This is a genomic window from Bacteroides sp. AF25-38AC (assembly GCF_003602995.1).
GTDB classification, from domain to species: domain Bacteria; phylum Bacteroidota; class Bacteroidia; order Bacteroidales; family Bacteroidaceae; genus Bacteroides; species Bacteroides uniformis.
This window is the reverse complement of sequence record NZ_QTMD01000003.1, coordinates 103,462-123,468: the sequence shown is the minus strand read 5'-3', so window position 1 is coordinate 123,468 and position 20,007 is coordinate 103,462. Positions and strand designations below refer to the sequence as shown.

Annotated in this window: 15 protein-coding genes; 12 read left to right on the top strand and 3 right to left on the bottom strand. The window is 46.8% G+C overall.

The genetic code is table 11. The features are described from left to right. The first annotated feature begins 19 nt into the window (after positions 1 to 19). The 8 genes from DWY55_RS03335 to DWY55_RS03300 all read left to right on the top strand — a co-directional run bounded on the left by DWY55_RS03335 (position 20) and on the right by DWY55_RS03300 (position 12,471). Entirely contained in the window at positions 20 to 2,662 is a 2,643-nt protein-coding gene (locus tag DWY55_RS03335; protein ID WP_120178014.1) for a family 43 glycosylhydrolase, read from the top strand. Positions 2,663 to 2,906: 244 nt separating this feature from the next. After that, positions 2,907 to 3,875, top strand: a complete 969-nt coding sequence (locus DWY55_RS03330; protein ID WP_057256598.1) for a glycoside hydrolase family 43 protein — start codon at positions 2,907 to 2,909, stop codon at positions 3,873 to 3,875. A gap of 3 nt (positions 3,876 to 3,878) precedes the next feature. Further along, positions 3,879 to 4,847, top strand: a complete 969-nt coding sequence (locus DWY55_RS03325) for a glycoside hydrolase family 43 protein (RefSeq protein ID WP_057259006.1) — start codon at positions 3,879 to 3,881, stop codon at positions 4,845 to 4,847. A 27-nt stretch (positions 4,848 to 4,874) separates the two neighbouring features. Continuing rightward, positions 4,875 to 5,882 carry a family 43 glycosylhydrolase gene (locus DWY55_RS03320; RefSeq protein ID WP_005826142.1) on the top strand — a complete coding sequence of 336 codons (1,008 nt, stop codon included), beginning with the start codon at positions 4,875 to 4,877 and terminating at the stop codon, positions 5,880 to 5,882. A 5-nt stretch (positions 5,883 to 5,887) separates the two neighbouring features. Next, entirely contained in the window at positions 5,888 to 8,614 is a 2,727-nt protein-coding gene (locus tag DWY55_RS03315; RefSeq protein WP_120178022.1) for an alpha-L-rhamnosidase, read from the top strand. A gap of 33 nt (positions 8,615 to 8,647) precedes the next feature. Beyond that, positions 8,648 to 10,678, top strand: a complete 2,031-nt coding sequence (locus DWY55_RS03310) for a hypothetical protein (RefSeq protein WP_117878332.1) — start codon at positions 8,648 to 8,650, stop codon at positions 10,676 to 10,678. A 29-nt stretch (positions 10,679 to 10,707) separates the two neighbouring features. Continuing rightward, a complete protein-coding gene (locus DWY55_RS03305; RefSeq protein ID WP_117878330.1) occupies positions 10,708 to 11,844 on the top strand; it encodes an aldose epimerase family protein in 1,137 nt (378 codons plus the stop codon). Between the two features lie 90 nt (positions 11,845 to 11,934). Further along, positions 11,935 to 12,471, top strand: a complete 537-nt coding sequence (locus DWY55_RS03300) for a hypothetical protein (protein WP_005826131.1) — start codon at positions 11,935 to 11,937, stop codon at positions 12,469 to 12,471. A gap of 71 nt (positions 12,472 to 12,542) precedes the next feature. Here DWY55_RS03300 and ybeY read toward each other — a convergent pair whose 3' ends face one another. From ybeY to DWY55_RS03285, 3 genes are all read right to left on the bottom strand, one after another. Then, a complete protein-coding gene (ybeY, locus tag DWY55_RS03295; RefSeq protein WP_005826129.1) occupies positions 12,543 to 12,956 on the bottom strand; it encodes an rRNA maturation RNase YbeY in 414 nt (137 codons plus the stop codon). Between the two features lie 67 nt (positions 12,957 to 13,023). Beyond that, complete coding sequence (locus DWY55_RS03290; RefSeq protein WP_005826127.1) at positions 13,024 to 14,256, bottom strand: nucleoside recognition domain-containing protein; 1,233 nt, start codon at positions 14,254 to 14,256, stop codon at positions 13,024 to 13,026. A 25-nt stretch (positions 14,257 to 14,281) separates the two neighbouring features. After that, the gene (locus tag DWY55_RS03285) at positions 14,282 to 15,286 is read right to left on the bottom strand and encodes a M28 family metallopeptidase (protein ID WP_005826125.1); all 1,005 of its coding nucleotides are present in this window, start codon (positions 15,284 to 15,286) and stop codon (positions 14,282 to 14,284) included. A 131-nt stretch (positions 15,287 to 15,417) separates the two neighbouring features. On the opposite strand from DWY55_RS03285, the gene DWY55_RS03280 reads away from it, so the two are divergent. The 4 genes from DWY55_RS03280 to rbsK (DWY55_RS03265) all read left to right on the top strand — a co-directional run bounded on the left by DWY55_RS03280 (position 15,418) and on the right by rbsK (DWY55_RS03265) (position 20,004). Then, positions 15,418 to 16,185, top strand: coding sequence for a DNA alkylation repair protein (locus tag DWY55_RS03280; RefSeq protein WP_005826124.1), 768 nt, complete (start codon positions 15,418 to 15,420; stop codon positions 16,183 to 16,185). Between the two features lie 150 nt (positions 16,186 to 16,335). Further along, positions 16,336 to 17,886: a hypothetical protein gene (locus DWY55_RS03275; RefSeq protein WP_008662136.1), complete on the top strand. Its 1,551-nt coding sequence runs from the start codon at positions 16,336 to 16,338 to the stop codon at positions 17,884 to 17,886. Positions 17,887 to 18,102: 216 nt separating this feature from the next. Next, positions 18,103 to 19,029 (top strand): ribokinase, encoded by a 927-nt coding sequence (gene rbsK / locus DWY55_RS03270; RefSeq protein ID WP_005826122.1) that lies wholly within the window; start codon positions 18,103 to 18,105, stop codon positions 19,027 to 19,029. Between the two features lie 39 nt (positions 19,030 to 19,068). Then, positions 19,069 to 20,004, top strand: coding sequence for a ribokinase (gene rbsK / locus DWY55_RS03265; RefSeq protein ID WP_005826121.1), 936 nt, complete (start codon positions 19,069 to 19,071; stop codon positions 20,002 to 20,004). The last annotated feature ends 3 nt before the right edge of the window (positions 20,005 to 20,007 follow it).

Here is a 20,007-nt window from a genome sequence, read left to right as displayed (position 1 = left end):
TTCTTAAATCTTATACCATATGCTTGTCTGTAAAAAACTACTATTACCATTCGCTTTTGCCTGTTGCGGCGCTTTGTTTGCGCAGAACATCCAGAATCCGGTACTTCCGGGAGTGGCGGATGCCGGCGTAATGAAATACAACGGCAAATACTATATTGGCGGGGTCCGTACAAACGGGGATTTCTATGTGTCCGATGACCTGGTTCATTGGGGGAAACCTATCCATGTCGTATCCATGGACAATGACTGGACCAGAGGCAGCGGAGCCGGAAATGACCAGATTCATGCCAATGACATGTTCTATCTGAACGGAGATTTTCATTTGTACTGGTCGGTCAATTATTGGGGGAAGGACAAGCATGCCGTTCACATTGTACATGCGCAGAGCAAAGATGCCCTGGGCGCTTACACAGAGCCGAACAAGAAGACATGGATGGATAACCGTATCGACCCCAAAGTTTTCAGAGATGATGACGGGCAACTATACATGTATATGGTACGCTTTACCGATGGGAATACCATCTGGGGACGTAAAATGAAGAACCCGGCAGAATTTGCCGGCGAACCGGTGTGCCAGTTCGCCTCATTGCCGGACACATGGGAAACGATGGATAACAGAGTGGCGGAGGGACCGTGGGTCATGAAGTATAGAGACCGCTACTATATGATGTACAATGCCAACCACACCTCTACAGAGTGGGGCAATTATCAGTTGGGAGTTGCTGAGGCAGACTCTCCTTTAGGTTTTCAAAATGGTAATAAATATAGCTATCCGGTTGTAGGCTGCAATCAGACACAACTGGAGGAGAAGCAAGTGGATTTATTGCGGTATGGCCGCACGTATGAGCCGTTGTTTGCTTATACGGAGAGCAAACCGGGAAGCGATTGGACAAAAGTGACCTACGATGACTCCGGCTGGGCGAGGGGGGAGACCGGCTTTTCGTCCCGTGAAGTGAAAGGTTCCACCACCCGGCATCTGGGCACCTTGTGGAATACGCCCTCCTTATGGTTGCGAAAGACTTTCTCTGCCGGTAGCGAAACCGGCAACCTGGCATTGCGTGTCGCTCACGACGGAGATACCCGGATTTATCTGAACGGAACACTTGTCTACGAGAAGCAGGGGCGTGATTATTGTATCGTGAACCTGGACAAGAAGCTGCGTGCTGCTTTGAAGGAAGGCACGAATCTGCTTGCCGTAGAAACAAACAAGGGACGTTCGCAATTCTTCGACGTTTCTCTGTTCGATATGAAAGACGGCATTGCCGACGATATTCTGATGACTCCCGGTCAGCCCAATATTTTGAGAGGCCCCAACGGATTTGAATGGTGGCTGATTTATATGGCAAACAAGAACGATGAGCATCGGGGGCAATATATCAACCGTGTCCAGTTCTTCGACAAGACGTTGTTTGTGGATGGTATCACCGGCCCCCGCACGGCAGGTTATCATCCCGAACCTTCGATGCCTACCTTTGCAGGCAAAGGCGAGACAGCTTCGTTCGGTGTGTTGCAACAAGTACAGCCGTCCGTGGATTACTTGTTCGAGACGGGAGTCAAGACCGAGGGTGGAGCCGGCGTCATTGCCTGGTGGAAGGATGCAGATAACTGTGCCTATGTAGGTTTGGATGCCGAGAACCGGAGTTGGTACCTGCGTACACTTGTCGGCGGTAAAGAAAATAAGGAATCCTATGCCCTGCCTGAAGATTTCCGTTGGGGTGTGTACCATCATCTGCGCATTGAGCGTAATGGTGGCTGTCTGAAAATTTGGCTGGATGAGATTCCCACACCGGGAAAACATGTCTTTGCAGAGGCTCTTCCGACGGAAGAAGCGGGTGTTCCCGGAGTATTTGACGAGACAAAGTCTGCCTTGTTCGAAGGGGCTACCTATACCATCGGCTTCGATGATGTGCATTTCCAGCTTTCGGGGAATGAGGAGTTGTTGAAGGGCGATTTCTTGAACGATTATGAATTCAGCTTCCAGTTGTCCGGCTTGTCCGGACAAGACAAGGCAGGAAGCTATCCGGTTTATGTGGATAAGGATAACTATGTGAAGGCTCAGTTCGATGGCATCACCCGTATGCTTGAGGTGACAGCCGTGAAGAAAGGGAAAACTGCCTGGAAGAAGGAATTCCCGTTGGGATGCCTGCAAACGCTCTATCCGGATGTGAAGTATACCGACTTCATTGAGAAAGGTTATCGTTTTGCCGCACCTGCATGGTTGGATACACTTTACCTGAATCGTCACGAAGCAGGCAATAAATCCGAATTTGTGGATGACATGTTCGGCAAGTTCGACATAGAATACCTGAATGGCGGCGAATGGCATCCGATAGAAAACAAAGATAGGGGGATAGCAGAACATCCTGCATATAATTATTGTACCTTTACTCCGGTAAAGGCAGAAGGCATCCGCTTCATCAACAAGGAGGCGGAGGATTTGGAACGCCATATCTATAAGATAGGTGTACATGAATTGTGGAAGGAATCCTATAATTTTCGTGCCGTGCGTCGTGCAGACAAGCTGTATCTGTTTGTCGACGGCAGGGAGCTGGGAGCTTTGGATATACGCTACCCTGCATCCCGCATCGGATTCTGTTCGGAGGGCGGCTCTCCGGTTTATAGCGGTACGTTGTATTATCATGTAGGGCAGAGGCGCGATTAGACGCGATCGTGGGATGTGCCGTTCCGTATATATGTAATGAAAGATGTATATAGAAGCCGGTGTTTGTATTTCCTTGTGAATCAGTGTGATGGACTGGGGTGATTCAGTATACGACTGAATGTATTTCAGTATACGATTGAATAGGATTCAGTATACGACTGAATAGGGTTCAATATACGGGTGTAACGGAACATCTTCTTGAAAGTAAATATTTATCATCATAACAATTGTTTAAGAAAGAATCATGAAAAAGAATTTTATATGTATGTATCTGTTTCTGTTGGCCACGCTGGCTTCCTGCCAGTCCTGCTCTTCAGACTATAAGGATGTGGACGATATTGTTGTCGAAGGAGTTGAAACGCCGGTGCTTTTGGGCGACCCGTTCATCATGTTGCACGATGGCACTTACTATGCCTATGGCACCCATGCGGATGAAGGCATCGAAGTCTATACCTCCGATGATTTGAAGACTTGGAAGTATAAGGGCATGGCGCTCCAGAAGAAGGATGTCTGGGCCGACCGCTGGTTCTGGGCACCGGAGGTCTACGAAGTGAACGGGAAGTTCTATATGTATTACTCGGCAGACGAGCATATCTGTGTGGCAACAGCAGACTCACCTGCAGGACCATTTACCCAAAGTAAGAAGGAACCGATGATTGCCGATGAGAAATGCATTGACAACTCTCTGTTTATTGATGATGACGGCACGCCTTATCTCTTCTTCGACCGTTTCAACGACGGGCTCAACATCTGGGTGGCCGAATTGGAGAAAGACCTCATGACTATCAAGAAGGAGACCATGCACCCTTGCATCCACGTCTCTCAGGCATGGGAGGAGGTATGGCCCCGTGTGAATGAAGGCCCGTTTGTCATCAAGCGTAATGGGCTCTACTATATGACCTATTCTGCCAATAGCTATGAAAGTCCTTTCTACGGCATAGGTTGCGCCACAGCTACCGATTTGATGGGTACTTGGACCAAATACGAGGAGAATCCTTTGCTGCAGAAACCCGGAGAACTGGTTGGGGTGGGGCACAGTGCCACCTTCACAGACAAGGCAGGCAAGCTTCGTATAGTTTTCCATGCCCATAAGGACAAGAGTAGTATCCACCCACGTGCCATGTACATCAGTGACGTTTCTTTCGAGAAAGTGGACGGTGTGGACCGTATGAGAATCAGCAAGGACTATATGACGCCCAAAATAGTAAAATAAGAGATGGATATGAAGAAGAATTATATATTGCTACTGTTGCTTTGTCTTTGCTTTGCAGGCTGCAAGGAGAAGACGGTTGTAGAATCAGACTATCTGCCGATTGCCGACCCTTACGTAATGCTTTACGAAGGCAAGTATTATGCTTACGGCACTGGAGGTACGGTAGAAGGAGAAGGCTTTGCCTGCTTCTCTTCCGATGACTTGAAAAACTGGACGCGTGAAGGCCAGGCGTTGTCGGCAGCAGATTCCTACGGTACGTGGGGATTCTGGGCGCCGGAGGTCTACTACATCGAATCGAAAAAGAAGTTTTATCTGTTCTACTCCACCGAGGAGCATATCTGCGTGGCAACGGCAGATGTTCCCCAAGGTCCGTTCCGTCAGGAAGTGAAGCAGCCGATATGGGATGAGAAGAGTATCGATACCTCTCTATTCATTGATGATGACGGTACGCCTTACCTTTATTTCGTGCGTTTTACAGATGGCAACGTCATCTGGGTGGCAGAGATGAACGATGACCTAACCGGCATCAAGCAGGAGACGCTGACAGAGTGCATTAAGGTGGGAGAGCCTTGGGAACTTTCGCAGGACAAGCCTGCTAAGGTGGCCGAAGGTCCTTCAATTTTGAAGAAAGAGGGTGTCTACTACCTGGTTTATTCAGCCAATCACTTTGAAAGCAAGAACTACGGAGTGGGTTACGCGACTTCGAACAGCCCGATGGGACCGTGGAAGAAATACGAGGGAAATCCGATTCTGCAACATGCCGACGGCTTGATGGGTACCGGTCATGGAGCACCCTTCTGCTGTAAGGACGGTAGCTGGAAATACATTTTCCATGCACATTGGGATTCCACGAAAGTACAGCCGCGCACTTCGTATATCAAGGATTTTGCCATTTCCGACCAGGGAACGGTTTCTATCGGTGGCTCTCTTATCCGTCCGCAGGTATTGGGCAGTACATCACCCGAAAAGTAAAATGAAAGAATGAAAAGAATACATTGTATGAAGAAGTTTCTTGTATTATCAGTGTTATGCAGTCTGATAGCCTGTTCCTCGTCATCGGCTACAAAAGAGGATAAACCGGAAGAACAACAGCCGAAGAATGTCTATCGCAATCCGGTGATAGATTATAGTTTGCCAGACCCTTCTGTCATTGAGGGAGATGATGGATACTACTATTTGTATGCCACCGAGGACATACGCAATCTGCCGATTCACCGTTCCAAGAACCTGGTGGATTGGGAGTATGTAGGTACTGCCTTTACGGACCGTACGCGGCCTGATTTTGAGCCGAACGGCGGTTTGTGGGCGCCGGACATCAACAAGATAGGTGATAAATACGTGCTCTATTATTCTATGTCTGTTTGGGGAGGCGAGTTAACTTGCGGCATCGGTTGTGCTACTGCCGATAAGCCTGAGGGACCTTTTACGGACCACGGAAAGATGTTCCGCAGCAATGAAATCAATGTACAGAACTCCATCGACCCTTTCTATATAGAGGATGGAGGGAAGAAATATCTTTTCTGGGGCAGTTTTCGAGGAATCTATGCGATTGAACTGTCTGATGACGGACTCTCTCTGAAGGACGGCGCCACACCGCAGCAAGTGGCAGGAACCGCTTACGAAGGTACCTATATTCACAAGAAGGACGGGCATTACTACTTCTTCGCTTCCATAGGAAGTTGTTGTGAGGGATTGAAGAGTACTTACACTACTGTTGTAGGCCGTTCAGATAATCTTTTCGGCCCCTATGTCGACAAGAATGGCGGTAGCATGATGGATAACAAGCACGAAGTGCTGATTCAGAAAAGCAATTCCTTTGTGGGTACCGGTCATAATTCGGAGATTGTGACGGACAATGCCGGCAATGACTGGTTCTTTTATCATGCGGTGAGCACAAAGAAGCCTGAAGGCCGTGTATTGATGTTGGATAAGATTAGCTGGGAAGACGGATGGCCGACGGTAGAAGGCTCCGTTGCATCCACGGAAGCGGAGAAACCGAAATTCTGACAAGTATGAAGAAATCTATTTTAATCTCCTTGTTGGCCCTATTGATGATGGGCTGTCAAGTATCGGGTGGCAGTTCCTTGAAAGTGGAGGAAACCACTGTTGAAATGCGGAAGAATCCCGAAGGAGTAGCTGTATCGGCTCCCCGTTTCTCATGGCAACTGGTAACCGACAAGCAGGATGTGATGCAGACTGCTTATCAGATTGAAGTGGCGGACTCGGAAAAGGGCTTGCAGGCCGGCTCCGGGCTGGTATGGAACAGCGGTCGTGTGGAGTCTGGCCAATCGGTGCTAGTGAAGTACGCAGGGGCGTCTTTGGAGTCGGGACAGAAATATTGGTGGCGTGTCACTGTATGGACAAATACCGGTGACAAGGCGCAAAGTAGTATCCAATATTGGTCAATGGCTTTGCTGGACAGTTCGGACTGGAAAGCCGGCTGGATTGGACTGAACGACAGTACAAACTTGAAACTGGACGGTGAGCGGACCATCCTTCCGGCACGTTATCTGCGGAAGGAGTTTGATTTGCCGTCACAGCCGAAGCGTGCAGTCCTTTATGTTTCGGGAGTAGGCTCTTCCGTATGCTATATGAATGGCGAGAGGATTGGAAACGATGTATTCGGTCCTTTGCCTACCTGGTACGATGCTTCTGTATCTTATCTGACCTATGATGTCACCCCCTTGTTGAAGTCCGGTACCAATACGATAGGCGTGGCTCTGGGCAACGGCCGGTATCTTTCCATGCGTGCCAATGGGATGGTAGGTTTTGGTTTACCCCGTCTCATGGCGCAGTTGAATATAGAGTACGACAATGGTGAGACGGTGTCGGTAGCCAGCGATGACTCCTGGAAAGTGACGAACTGCGGTCCTATAACCGCAAACAACGAGTTTGACGGTGAGTGGTATGATGCCCGCTTGGAATTGGGCAAATGGGCGGAAAGCGGCTATGATGATTCCGGATGGAAACCGGCCGAACGGATGGAGGCTCCCAAAGGAAAACTTGTGGCACAGCTCTCTCCGAGTCTGAAGGTGATGGAGGAAATAAAGCCAATATCCGTTAAATCGGTAGGTGATGGAAGATATATCGTGGATATGGGGCAGAATATGGTAGGAATACAGCAGGTGAAACTGCGTGGCAAGAAGGACAAGCCCATTACCATGCGTTTTGCCGAAGTGCTGAAGGACAATGGTACGGAACTGTATCTTGACAACCTGCGCAGTGCCCTTGTCACGGATATTTATACTCCTGCCGCTGACGGTGAGTTTGTTTGGGAACCGTTGTTTGTTTACCATGGTTTCCGTTTTATGGAAATATCCGGTTTGGACTATGAACCGGCAGCGGATGATTTCATCGGTAAGGTGGTGTATGATGAAATGGCAACGAACGGTACGTTCGAGACTTCCGAGGAGTTGATTAACAGAATTCACAAGAATGCCTATTGGGGAATCCGTGGAAACTATCGCGGTATGCCTACCGACTGCCCCCAGCGTGATGAACGTCTTGGATGGCTGGGCGACCGCACTACCGGTGCCTATGGTGAAAGTTTCATTTTCGGCAATGCCTTGATGTATAAGAAGTGGCTGGTGGATATAGAAGAGTCCATGAATGAAAATGGAAGTATCTCTGTGGTATCTCCCCGTTACTGGACCATCTTCCATGATGACGTGACTTGGCCGGCTGCCTATTTTTACGTAGCCGACATGCTTTACCGCCAGTTTGGCGATGATAGCTCCATCAAAGAGCGCTATCCGTCCATGAAGCGCTGGGTAAACCACATGACGGAGACCAAAATGAAGGACTATATTCTGGTGAAGGATGAATACGGGGATTGGTGCATGCCTCCCGAGTCGCCGGAGCTGATTCATTCGGAGGACCCTGCCCGTAAGACGAACGGTGAAGTGTTGAGTACAACGGTGTTTTACAGTATTCTGCAACTGATGGAGAAGTTCGCGCAAATGAACGGACTTCCGGCAGATGCTGAAGAGTATGCAGCACTTGCCATTAAGGTCAAGGACGCTTATAACAAGAAATTCTTCAATACTGAGACTGCACAGTATGACAACAATACGGTGACGGCAAACCTGCTTTCCCTCAGACTGGGTCTGGTTCCCGACGGATATGAAGATAAAGTATTTGCCAATGTCGTGGAGAAGACGGAAAAAGACTGTAAGGGACATGTCAGTGCCGGTGTGCTTGGCATCCAGCATCTGATGCGCGGACTTACCGAGTACGGCGGACTGGAACTTGCCTATAAGATAGTGACCAATGACACTTATCCCTCATGGGGTTACATGATTAAGAAGGGTGCAACCACCATTTGGGAATTATGGAATGGTGACACGGCAAATCCGGCGATGAATTCAAGAAACCATGTGATGCTTTTGGGAGACCTGCTGATATGGTTCTATGAGGATCTTGCCGGTATAAAAAATGCTCCCGCTTCCGTCGGGTTCAAGCAGATTCTGATGGAACCGGTATTCCCGGAAAAACTGAATTATGTGAATGCTTCGCATGTATCGCCTTATGGCAGAATAGGAAGTTCCTGGAAACGTGATGGCAATAAGCTGAAGTGGAACGTTGAGATTCCTGCCAATACAACCGCTACGGTCAAGATGCCGCTTGACTTCCATGTACAGGTAGCTGCCGGTCAGGCGGGGATTCATTCCGTGGAGGAGGCTGACGGTAAGCTAGTAGTCGAATTGGGCTCCGGCAGGTATGTATTCATGTCTGAATGATATTTTTCTAACAACAATAAAACAGATGTAACTATGAGACTAAAAAGATTGTTTTTGGGGGTAATGCTTTTGGCAGGCATTACGGGTGCAGGAGCGGCAAATGTTGCTCCGGAAGACATCTCTGCCTCTATTTCCTTGAAAGTACCGGGGAATGATGCCAAGCAATATCCGCTGGCCTTGCAGAAGATGCAGGATGGTATGTACAGCTGCCGGGCTTCGGAAGCGTTGCCGTTGGACATCATCCGCCAGGTGGTGGACAAGGATGGCAAACAGCGCATTACCGTCACACTCAAGGCGCTGGAAAATGTGTATTTCAACTACGGGGAACAGATAAAGACCGGTTACAAGCATTCGGACTGCCAGTTCTACATGCCGGGCTTCTGGTATCGCCGCAACCTGCGTTCGCCGAAGGAGGCTCCTTCTTTCCACACATCGGACAGTTGGCTGGTGCGTGAGGACCGTTTGAGCACTCCGCTGACGGCAGCTTTCAATCCGGCAAGCGGTACGTCCATGTCGGTTATCCGTATTGACAAGTTCGACAAGGAAGCTTTGACCACTCATAAGGAGGGAGAGGTAATCTTGTCCGGCGAGACTTCCATCGGATATACCGGTTTCTGCAATGTGGATGGTGTGACTGTCTTGGCATACGGTTTCCCCTATAAGGAAGCACCGAAGACATATATCCGCAAATTGACGCTGGCTCCTGCCGTTGAGGCTTTCCAGTTGCTGCGTAAGGGCGATAGCATCTCCATGACTTGGGAGGTGTCCGAAAGGAATGCTGCCGATTTCTCGGAATGCGTACAGCGCACCTGGGAGTATTGTTATGACACTAACCGCCCGAAACCGGTTGACACACCTTACACGGTAGACCGCATGAAGGAGGTGATGAGCAACTTCTTTGTGGAAAGCTATGTCAGCAATACCCCCACTCATTATTACTCCGGTGTAGAGTTGGAGACTGCTACTTGTGCCAATACCGATGTTGCCGAAGTGGGCTTTGTGGGACGTACGTTGCTGAACGCTTTCAATGCTTTGGAGTATGGCAAACAGCAGAACCGTCAAGACCTGGTGGACAATGCCAACCATATCTTTGACACTTATCTCCAGAACGGTTTTTCGCCTGCCGGTTTCTTCAACGAAGTGGTACACTACAACCGCGACTTCAAGGAAACCAGACATAGCATTCGACGTCAGTCCGAAGGCGTATATGCCATTCTGAACTATCTGAACTACGAGAAACAGCAGAAGCGTAAACACCCCGAATGGGAGAAACGCATCAAGGGCATGCTGGACAGCTTCCTCAAGTTGCAGAACGAGGACGGCAGCTTCCCGCGCAAGTTCAAGGATGATTTCTCTATCGTGGATGCCAGCGGTGGTAGCACGCCTTCGGCAACATTGCCTTTGGTGATGGCGTCCAAGTATTTCAAAGACAAGCGTTATCTGGCAAGCGCCAAGCGTACGGTAGACTATCTGGAGAAGGAACTGATATCCAAAGCCGATTATTTCTCTTCTACGCTGGATGCCAACTGCGAGGACAAGGAAGCCTCCTTGTATGCTGCTACGGCTGCTTATTACCTGGCTTTGGTTACCAAAGGAGAAGAGCGTGCACACTATGCCGGTCTGGCAAAGAAAGCCGCTTATTTTGCCTTGTCATGGTATTATACTTGGGATGTTCCTTTTGCCGAAGGTCAGATGCTGGGAGATATCGGCTTGAAAACCCGTGGTTGGGGAAATGTGTCGGTAGAGAATAACCATATCGATGTATTTATCTTCGAATTTGCCGATGTGCTGCATTGGCTCTCCAAAGAGTACAACGAGCCGCGCTTCTCTGACTTTGCCGAGGTGATATCCACTTCCATGCGCCAGTTACTGCCGTATGAAGGACACATGTGTGGCATTGCCAAAGTAGGCTATTACCCGGAAGTGGTGCAGCATACCAATTGGGATTACGGACGTAACGGAAAGGGATATTACAATAATATCTTCGCTCCGGGCTGGACGGTTGCTTCTTTGTGGGAGTTGTTCACTCCGGGACGTGCGGAGCAGTTCTTGTTGAAAAAATGATAGTCTAAACAGTAACCAATATTGTATTTATGAATAAGATGATGACTTTGTTGGCAAGCGTGATGCTATTGGCATCGGCTTGCACGGGCAAACAGGCGAGTGAAAAGACTGCTTCTGGACTGGAACCTGCGAACTTCCGTACGGAAGTGGATGGCAAGCAGACAGACTTGTTTGTTTTGGAGAATAAGAATGGTATGGAAGTTTGTATTACGAATTTCGGTGGACGTATTGTATCAGTGATGGTGCCGGACAAGGATGGCGTTATGCGTGATGTGGTGCTGGGCTTCGATTCCATTCAGGACTACATCAAGTTCCCTTCGGATTTCGGCGCTACCATCGGACGTTATGCCAACCGTATCAATCAGGGTAAGATTACAGTGGATGGGGTAGAGTATCAGCTGCCGCGCAACAATTACGGTCATTGCCTGCATGGAGGTCCCAAGGGATACCAATATCAAGTGTTCGATGCCCGCCAGTTGAGCAGTCAGGTTCTGGAACTGACTTATCTGTCGAAAGACGGAGAGGAGGGCTTCCCGGGTAACCTGACCTGCAAGGTCACTTTCTCGCTGACAGATGACGATGCCATCGACATTCGTTACAGTGCCGAAACAGACCGTACCACTGTTGTCAATATGACGAACCATTCTTACTTTAACCTGGACGGTGACCCCTCCAAGTCCAATTCGGATTATCTGCTCACTATCGATGCAGATGCTTATACCCCCGTGGACAGTACCTTCATGACTACCGGTGAGATTGTTTCCGTAGAAGGTACGGATATGGATTTCCGCACTCCTACTGCTGTTGGCGCCCGTATCGACAATGACTTTGAGCAGTTGAAGAACGGCAAGGGCTATGACCACAACTGGGTACTCAATACGAAGGGCGATGTCACCCGCCCGTGTGCCACCCTCGAATCTCCCTCAACGGGTATTGTGCTTGATGTCTATACCAACGAACCGGGCATTCAGATTTATGCCGGTAACTTCCTGGATGGCACACTGACCGGAAAGAAAGGTATCGTGTACGGTCATCGTGCGTCCGTCTGTTTGGAGACGCAGAAATATCCCGATACGCCCAACAAGCCGGAATGGCCTTCGGCGTTGCTGAAGCCGGGAGAAAAGTATGACAGTCATTGCATCTATCGCTTTTCGGTGAAGAAATAAATATAGGGGATGTGTCATCTGTGTGCTATCAACCGTTTTGATACCCTCTTATTGTATGGCCTTTTTTGTGAATCTAAAACATAATATACAATGAAACACTTTAGTGTTTTTTTATTGGCTGCTTTATTCCCTTTGATTTTCATGGGTTGCAAAAGTGAGGAAGACTCTTATCCTCCTATTCATTATGGATACAATTTAGCATTTGTCGATGAAAATGGTAATGATTTGATTGAGGGAATGCAAACCGGTCTTGGAAGAAATGGTAAGCCTGCTTTGAGAGAGAAAGATTACTCCTATAAATTGGTAGAACCCGATTCTAAAGATGACTTTACCGGACCGGACTGTATCTATGTGGAAAGCAGGGACGGACTTTTTACTTTGGCAATCTTTGATGCACTATGGGATGGATATAAATATGACAAGAAGCCTGAAGTATTGAGGCGTACGTTTGTTTGTCCCTATATCTTTGGTGACGGAGAGGAACATTCCATTATTTCCCATTGGAAGTACAATGATGGTTATGGCAGTGTTGAACTTATTAGAGTAACTATAGATGGTGTGGATGCCCGCATCGAATCAGGAGCAGACAAATATCACCCGTTAGTTGTCGTTGTGTTGACAAAGTAACTTGTTTTTCTTAAATACTCTGTCTTGGTAAAATCAGCACTTTATCAAGACAGAGTTTTTATTCTTTGGAATTACCGCATCGCCAGCGCCTTATTCTCCGCCTCCTCCATAATCTCCCGTTCTCCCGGCCCTTTGTCATTGATGCCGCAAAGGTGGAGGATGCCGTGGATGATGACCCGGTACAGTTCACGTTCGTAGTTGTTATCGGCGAACTGTTCCGCATTGGTGCGTACGGTATCGAGGCTGATGAAGAGGTCACCGCTAAGGCGGTTGCCTTCACAGTAGTCGAAAGTGATGATATCTGTGTAATAATCGTGTTGCAGATATTGGCGGTTCACTTCGAGTATCTTCTCGTCCGAGCAGAAGATGTAGGCTATTTCACCGACTCTTTTTCCGTAAGTGGCGGCTACGGATTTTATCCATTCCGTGGTTTCACGCTTCTTGATGGATGGCATTTCCACGCCGTCTGTCTGATAACTAATCATTTTATTTACGATTTAATGATTTACGATGTACGATTGGGATTACGTTCTTGCGATTAAGGCGGTTCTTTTAAAAGAAGAACAGGTAACTGATGATGATGGCGGCGATGATGCCGGAGAAATCGGCAATCAGTCCGCACGTCACGGCATTCCTTGTTTTGGTGATGCCTACGCTGCCGAAATATACCGCAAGGATATAGAACGTAGTGTCCGAAGCGCCACGTGCCACGCAACTCATGCGTCCTACAAATGAATCGGCGCCATACTGTTTCATGGTGTCAATCATCAGTCCGTTGGCACCGCTGCCGCTCAGTGACTTCATCAGGGCAGTGGGTAGGGCACCTACAAAGCTGGTATCTACACCGAATAGTCCTACTACATAACCGATACCGTTCACCAGTATATCCATGGCGCCGGAAGTGCGGAAAACGGCGATTCCAACGAGAAAAGCAACCAGATAAGGGATAATGCGTATGGCAGTGGTAAAGCCTTCTTTGGCTCCTTCTATAAAGGCATCGTATACATTGATTTTCTTCCATAGCCCCCAGAGGATGAACAGCAGGATGATGGAGAACAGCAGTATGTTGGCAATTAAAGTGGAATATACACCCATTTCATCACGGCTAATCTGTGTGAACAGATAAATGAGTGCGGCAAAGAAAAGACTGATGCAGCCAATCAGGATAAGTATGGGCTTGTTCAGCAGGTTGATGCGTTGTGCAATGCTGACGGCAATGACACCGACAATGGTCGAGATGGCAGTCGTTATCAGTGTGGGGATAAAGATGTCCGTGGGTTGGGCGGCACCCATCTGCGAGCGATACATCATGATGCTGACGGGGATAAGTATCAGTCCCGAGGTGTTGAGGACAAGGAACATTACCATCGGATTGGTGGCAGTATCCTTTTTCGGGTTTAGTTCCTGAAGTTCCTTCATGGCTTTCAGCCCCATTGGGGTAGCGGCATTGTCCAGCCCCAGCATGTTGGCAGAGAGATTCATGAATATGGAACCCATGGCAGGATGTCCTTTCGGTATTTCGGGAAAGAGACGGCAGAATACCGGACTCAGCCAACGGGAGAGGGCATTGATCATGCCGCTGTTTTCGCCTATTTTCATCACGCCGAGCCAGAGGGCGAGTATTCCTGTCAGTCCCAGGGATATTTCAAAAGCTGTTTTGGAAGAGGAGAAGGTGGAGTTGACGAGTTCTGTGAATATCTCCACATCACTCATAAAGATGAGTTTGCAGAGGGCTACGATGAATGCGATGACGAAGAAAGCTACCCAGATGTAATTTAAAACCATGTATCGTTACTTTGTTTCTAGTGGATTAATATTTGTTTTCGTTGGCAAGATTCCAGGCGTTGAGGAAAGCTGCTTTGGTTATTTCTATCATTTTTTCCCAGTTCAGCCGGTCGGTGTGGTCCGAAGGCTGGTGGTAATCGGGATGTCCGTCTGTGTGGTACCAGATGATGGGGATGTTGCACAGGGCAAAAGAAGCATTGTCACTTCCTCCCGTGGGGCGGTCCCAGGCGCGGTAGTCCGGTTGCAGGCGCAAGCTGTAGCGTGCAATGTCCTGCTTCAGCCAGTCGCCGAATACGGGGTGGGCGGCGGTGTAGAAGTAGACAACGTGTTGAGGCTGCTCGGGCTTATTGTTACGGCCTATCATGTCGAAATTGAGATAACCTTTCACCTGGCTGATGAAAGGACAGCTTTGTACAAAGTATTTTGAGCCGAGCAATCCCTTTTCTTCCCCATCCCAAAAGGCAAAGATGACCGTGCGCAGAGGCTTCTGTCCGGTGGCAAGAAATGCACGGGCTATCTGCAGGACGGCAGAGACACCGGAGGCATTGTCGTCCGCACCGTTGTATATCCGGTCGTTTGCCAGCGTCTCGTCCACACCCAGATGGTCGAAGTGGGCACCTACGATGACATATTCATCCGGTCGTTCTCCCGGGATGGTTCCCAATACATTACTCATCTGCAGGATGCGGTGGACGCCTTGTTTAAGGATGGCGATGGAGTCGGGATGCACTTGCCACCGTCCCCGTTGTTGGCGTTCCTTGTTGTAAGCCTCGAAGGGCTGGTAATAATTGTCCTTTTCCAGCGGGGCAATGCCGGCTTCTTTCAGGCAGGATGCCAGATAGCGGGCAGCCAGTCGTGAACCGTGCATGCCTGCTTCGCGTCCTTGCAGCTCATCATCGGCCAGAAAGCCGACAATAGCCTTGGCCGAAGTGCGGCTGATGCTTTGCAACCCCTTTTCTTGTGGAGATTGTGCATGTAAGGATAGTGCGAAAGAAAGGCAGCAGATTGCTCCCAAAACAGCTTTATACATGTCGTACGGTTTTAAGGATTGGACATACCGGTTGCAAAATTAAAGATAACTTTCCATAGTTTCTATATAAATGTTGTATTTTTGTCCATTGGCGGATGAATTCAAATCCGTGTAAATCAAATGAGAGAAGGATGAAAAAGAAGAATGAAGCAGTGGAAACCGTCTTGTGCGAACGTGTGCTTTCGGCAGAAGAAGTGGCGTGCATCTCGGTACAGATTCAGCAGGAATTGGAGGCGTATATCGACCCGGTGAAAAGGGAGTATCTTCCCCGTTTCTTCAAGACCGGAAAGGGGCAGTATGGCGAGGGGGATAAGTTTCTGGGAGTGGTGGTACCCAACACCCGGCAGGTGGCAAAGCAGTACAAGCACGAACCTTTTGGGGTAATGGCAACCTTGCTTCAGAGTGAATGGCACGAGTGTCGCCTTTGTGCCTTGCTGATGTTGGTGGAGCGATTCAAAAAGAGCGATGAAAAGGGGAAAAAGGAGATTTATGACTTTTACCTTTCGCAAACGGGCCGTATCAATAATTGGGATTTGGTCGATTTGTCTGCCCCCGGCATTGTGGGCGAATATCTGAAAGACAAACCTCGCAAGGACCTCTACCGGCTGGCGGATAGTCCGCTGCTTTGGGACCAGCGCATTGCTGTGGTATCTACCTATACACTTATCAAAAATGGTGATTTCATCGATATATTAGCCCTTTCGGAACGGCTGCTCCATCATAAGCATGACTTGATGCAAAAGGCGGTAGGATGGATGCTCCGGGAGATGGGTAAGCGGGACAAGGACTTGCTGGTGCAATTCTTGGAGAAGCATTGCAGGACGATGCCGCGAACGATGTTGCGTTATGCGATAGAGAAGTTCCCGGAGGAGGAACGCAAGGAGTTTATGAAGCGCTGATGGGGAATGAAAATCGTGAAACTGTATTTTTATGGGTTTGCATTTTTATGTAAAGGTAGGCTTGCTTTGGGGGAACAGTAAATACTTTTCCATTTCTATACTTTTTAGGAAATAAATTAGTTCTTTTGCAGCAAGAACTATAAAACTGCTATGAAACGGGTCGATTCAGTCATATCACTGATATATTCTATGTCCAAAGCGGAAAAGAAAGCTTTCTCCGTCCAAATGTTGAAGGATAAGGAGGAAAAAGACTATTTGGTGATATATGATATCATTACCAAAAGTAAGCAACTGGATAGTAAAAATGTAAAGGGGGAATTTCATAAGCGCAGGCCTGGTGGTTCGTTTGAAGTCTCTATTCAATATTTGTATGAAAGACTGACGGATAGTTTGCTCACTTTGCGAAAGAAGAAAGATATCTATTATGACCTACTGAACAATTTGTGTAAAGCCCGTATGCTTTACGAACGTTCTTTATTTGAAGAATGTTTTGAGATACTTTCAGACACGATAGAACAAGCAACATATTATGAAAACAATGAAGTGCTGACCATTGCCTTAAAGCTGGAGTTGGAATATTTGCTGAGACTTAATTTCCCGAATTTGGCTGAATCTGAACTCTATCATAAACACTTTATGCAAAATGAAGCTTTAAAGAAAACCCGCAAAATTGTAGAACAGTCTTCTTTGCATAACTTGTTGAAGTACCGCCTTAGCCATATCGGTTCTATCCGAACTTCAAAACAGAAGCAAGATATGAATGACCTTATGGTTAATGAACTTTCCATAGCTGCTTCTTCCGGAATAGAAGGAAATTTTGAGTTAATGCGGAATCACAGACTTTTTCAAGCCAACTATTTGATGGGAGCTGGAGAATATAAAGCTGCCTTGAATTCTTATAAAGAGCTTAGCCGGCTGTTCGAGCAGAACCGGCAGTTCTGGTCGAATCCTCCTATCTACTATTTATCAGTACTTGAGGGGGTACTTGGCAGTTTGAGGGTCTGTGGACAATATGACGAAATACCTTACTTCCTGGACAAGTTGAAAAAGCTTATCTCGGATGCTTCTTCATTTGAATTTCAGGTGAACGCCATTTGCCTTCTCTTTCAGTATGAACTGTTTCCTTATTTAGATAATGGAGATTTTCTGGATTGTACAAAACTGATGGCATATTATCAGAAGTCACTTTATGATAAGGAAGCGTGGTTGAGCCCGGTGCGTAAAAGTGAATTGCTACTCTATACTGCACTTGTACATATAGGTAATCAGAATTACAAAGCAGCAAAGAAATACATAAGCAATGCCATTATTGATCATAATATAAAGTATCAACCTCTGATGAGGACTATCCGGCTAGTGCGCCTTATAGTTTATTATGAAATGCATGAATATGAGTTTGTATATCATGAATCACGTTCTATCAATCGTAGCCTTTCTTCTCCCAAAGAGCATACTTTCAAAACGGAGCATATCATTCTGTGGTTTCTGAACCAGCAGCATCTTCCAGTTTTGAGAAAAGATCGCGAAGCTTTTTGGGAGAAACTTCTTCCTGAAGTGCAGGCTTTGTATGATGATAAATATGAGAATCAGTTATTGCATCTTTGTGACCTTACTGCGTGGATAGAAGCCAAGATATTGAAGGAAAACTTGTCTGATGTACTGAAACGGCATATGCATATGAAAGAACTGCTTCAAAAATAGAATAAGTGGCAGAGTGCTGCCATAAAATACCTTCACTTATAGTTCTCTTTTTCTCTCTTGTAATTATATAAATATGGGATAAGAATACCCATAAAATCTGTTTTATATCTATTTATAGAAAGATATATATAGTTTGTAATTATATAAATGAATTAATAGTGTAAAGTTTTCCCTCTTATTATTTATTTCATTTGCATAATCTTAATTTTTAATATTATGGAGAGAGAATCTTTTATTTATAAACCAAAGATTGTAGTCATCGGAAGTTGTAATACGGATATGGTGGTAAAGGCTGGACGTTTACCAGTTCCAGGAGAGACTGTATTGGGAGGAACCTTTTATATGAATCCTGGTGGAAAAGGAGCCAATCAAGCCATTGCAGCCGCCCGATTAGGTGCTGAGGTTACATTAATTTCAAAGATTGGCTATGATTTGTTCGGGTTGCAAGCTTTGGAGATATACCGTTCTGAAAAAATAAATACAGAGTTCATCTTTACGGACCAAAAGAGTCCTTCGGGAGTTGCTCTAATTTCTGTAGATTCTTACGGAGAAAATAGCATCATTGTTGCACCAGGAGCGAGTCGTTCCTTATCGACCGAAGATATAGATAAAGCAAAAAGTAAATTGGAGGAGGCTGATATTATACTGATGCAATTGGAAGTACCCATTGAAACTGTAGAATATGCTGCTACTATTGCCAAAAGTTATGGAAAGAAGGTGATTTTGAATCCTGCCCCGGCTTCTGTTCTGAGTAATTCATTTTTGAGTTGTGTGCATACCATACTTCCAAATCGGATTGAGGCTGAAATGCTGTCGGGCATCAAGGTGATAGATGAGGAAAGTGCTTGGCGTGCAGCGAAAGCTATAGGTGAGAAAGGAATAGAGAATGTCGTCATTACATTAGGAAAAGATGGCGCTTATGTAAAGGAAAAGGAAGAATATACTATGATTCCTGCAAAGGAAGTAGAAACAATTGATACTACTGGTGCTGGAGATGTGTTTTGCGGAGCGTTTAGTGTCTATTTGTCCGAGAACCATACGCTGACAGAATCGGTGGAATTTGCCAATGCTGCGGCAGCTCTTGCAGTGACACGTATGGGTGCACAGAGTGCCATTCCTTATAAACGGGAGATAGCTTTATGAGATAAACCAACCTGAGTTATATTTATAAATCTGATAAAAATGAAAATTGTAGTTATTGGAAGTTCAAACATAGATATGGTTGCACAAGTCAGCCATCTTCCTGCACCGGGCGAAACAGTCGGAGACGCTTGTTTCATGCAGTTACTGGGAGGAAAGGGGGCAAATCAAGCTGTTGCGGCAGCACGGCTCGGAGCTTCTGTCACGTTTATCACTTCTTTGGGAAATGATATGTATGCGGATATTCTGAAAAAACAGTTCGAGAAAGAAGGTATCATTACGGATTACATCGTGGATGATGAATGCCATCCTACGGGTACTGCCCTCATCTTTGTGGCTGATAGTGGCGAAAATTGTATTGCAGTAGCTCCTGGAGCTAATTATTCTTTACTGCCAGATGCGGTGATACGTTTCGAAAAAGTCATTGATGAGGCGGATATGATTGTGATGCAGGCTGAGATTCCTTATGAAACGGTGAAGAAAGTGGCTTTATTGGCTAATGAGAGAGGGAAGAAAGTTTTACTTAATCCTGCTCCTGCTTGCCCAATTGATAGGGAATTGATGAATTCCGTTGATTTGTTGGTAGTGAATGAAGTGGAAGCTTCCTTTATTTCCGATATGAGTTATACGGGAGATAATCTTGATGAGATAGCTACTGCATTAATGGAATCAGGAGCACGTAATGTTATTATTACGTTGGGTAGCTGTGGGGTATATATGAAGAATAAAAAAGAAACTGTCCGTATTTCTGGTTATAAAGTAAATGCTGTTGACACAACTGCTGCAGGTGATACCTTTTGTGGTGCCTTAGCCGTGGCTTGTTCGCAGAGAGGTTTGGATAGGGAAGCATTGGAATTTGCTAATGTTGCAGCTGCAATCGCAGTTACCCGGATGGGTGCTCAGCCATCTATTCCTACACTTGAAGAAGTCGGACGTTTCAGACTTGAGAGGGAAATATCTTTATCGTTTAATCTTTAATAT

What these genes read in the sequence shown, in the direction of transcription:
- DWY55_RS03335 (WP_120178014.1), top strand. Translation starts at nt 20, where the DNA reads ATGCTTGTCTGTAAAAAACTACTATTACCATTCGCTTTTGCCTGTTGC.
- DWY55_RS03330 (WP_057256598.1), top strand. Translation starts at nt 2,907, where the DNA reads ATGAAAAAGAATTTTATATGTATGTATCTGTTTCTGTTGGCCACGCTG.
- DWY55_RS03325 (WP_057259006.1), top strand. Translation starts at nt 3,879, where the DNA reads ATGGATATGAAGAAGAATTATATATTGCTACTGTTGCTTTGTCTTTGC.
- DWY55_RS03320 (WP_005826142.1), top strand. Translation starts at nt 4,875, where the DNA reads ATGAAGAAGTTTCTTGTATTATCAGTGTTATGCAGTCTGATAGCCTGT.
- DWY55_RS03315 (WP_120178022.1), top strand. Translation starts at nt 5,888, where the DNA reads ATGAAGAAATCTATTTTAATCTCCTTGTTGGCCCTATTGATGATGGGC.
- DWY55_RS03310 (WP_117878332.1), top strand. Translation starts at nt 8,648, where the DNA reads ATGAGACTAAAAAGATTGTTTTTGGGGGTAATGCTTTTGGCAGGCATT.
- DWY55_RS03305 (WP_117878330.1), top strand. Translation starts at nt 10,708, where the DNA reads ATGAATAAGATGATGACTTTGTTGGCAAGCGTGATGCTATTGGCATCG.
- DWY55_RS03300 (WP_005826131.1), top strand. Translation starts at nt 11,935, where the DNA reads ATGAAACACTTTAGTGTTTTTTTATTGGCTGCTTTATTCCCTTTGATT.
- ybeY (WP_005826129.1), bottom strand. Translation starts at nt 12,956, where the DNA reads ATGATTAGTTATCAGACAGACGGCGTGGAAATGCCATCCATCAAGAAG.
- DWY55_RS03290 (WP_005826127.1), bottom strand. Translation starts at nt 14,256, where the DNA reads ATGGTTTTAAATTACATCTGGGTAGCTTTCTTCGTCATCGCATTCATC.
- DWY55_RS03285 (WP_005826125.1), bottom strand. Translation starts at nt 15,286, where the DNA reads ATGTATAAAGCTGTTTTGGGAGCAATCTGCTGCCTTTCTTTCGCACTA.
- DWY55_RS03280 (WP_005826124.1), top strand. Translation starts at nt 15,418, where the DNA reads ATGAAAAAGAAGAATGAAGCAGTGGAAACCGTCTTGTGCGAACGTGTG.
- DWY55_RS03275 (WP_008662136.1), top strand. Translation starts at nt 16,336, where the DNA reads ATGAAACGGGTCGATTCAGTCATATCACTGATATATTCTATGTCCAAA.
- rbsK (WP_005826122.1), top strand. Translation starts at nt 18,103, where the DNA reads ATGGAGAGAGAATCTTTTATTTATAAACCAAAGATTGTAGTCATCGGA.
- rbsK (WP_005826121.1), top strand. Translation starts at nt 19,069, where the DNA reads ATGAAAATTGTAGTTATTGGAAGTTCAAACATAGATATGGTTGCACAA.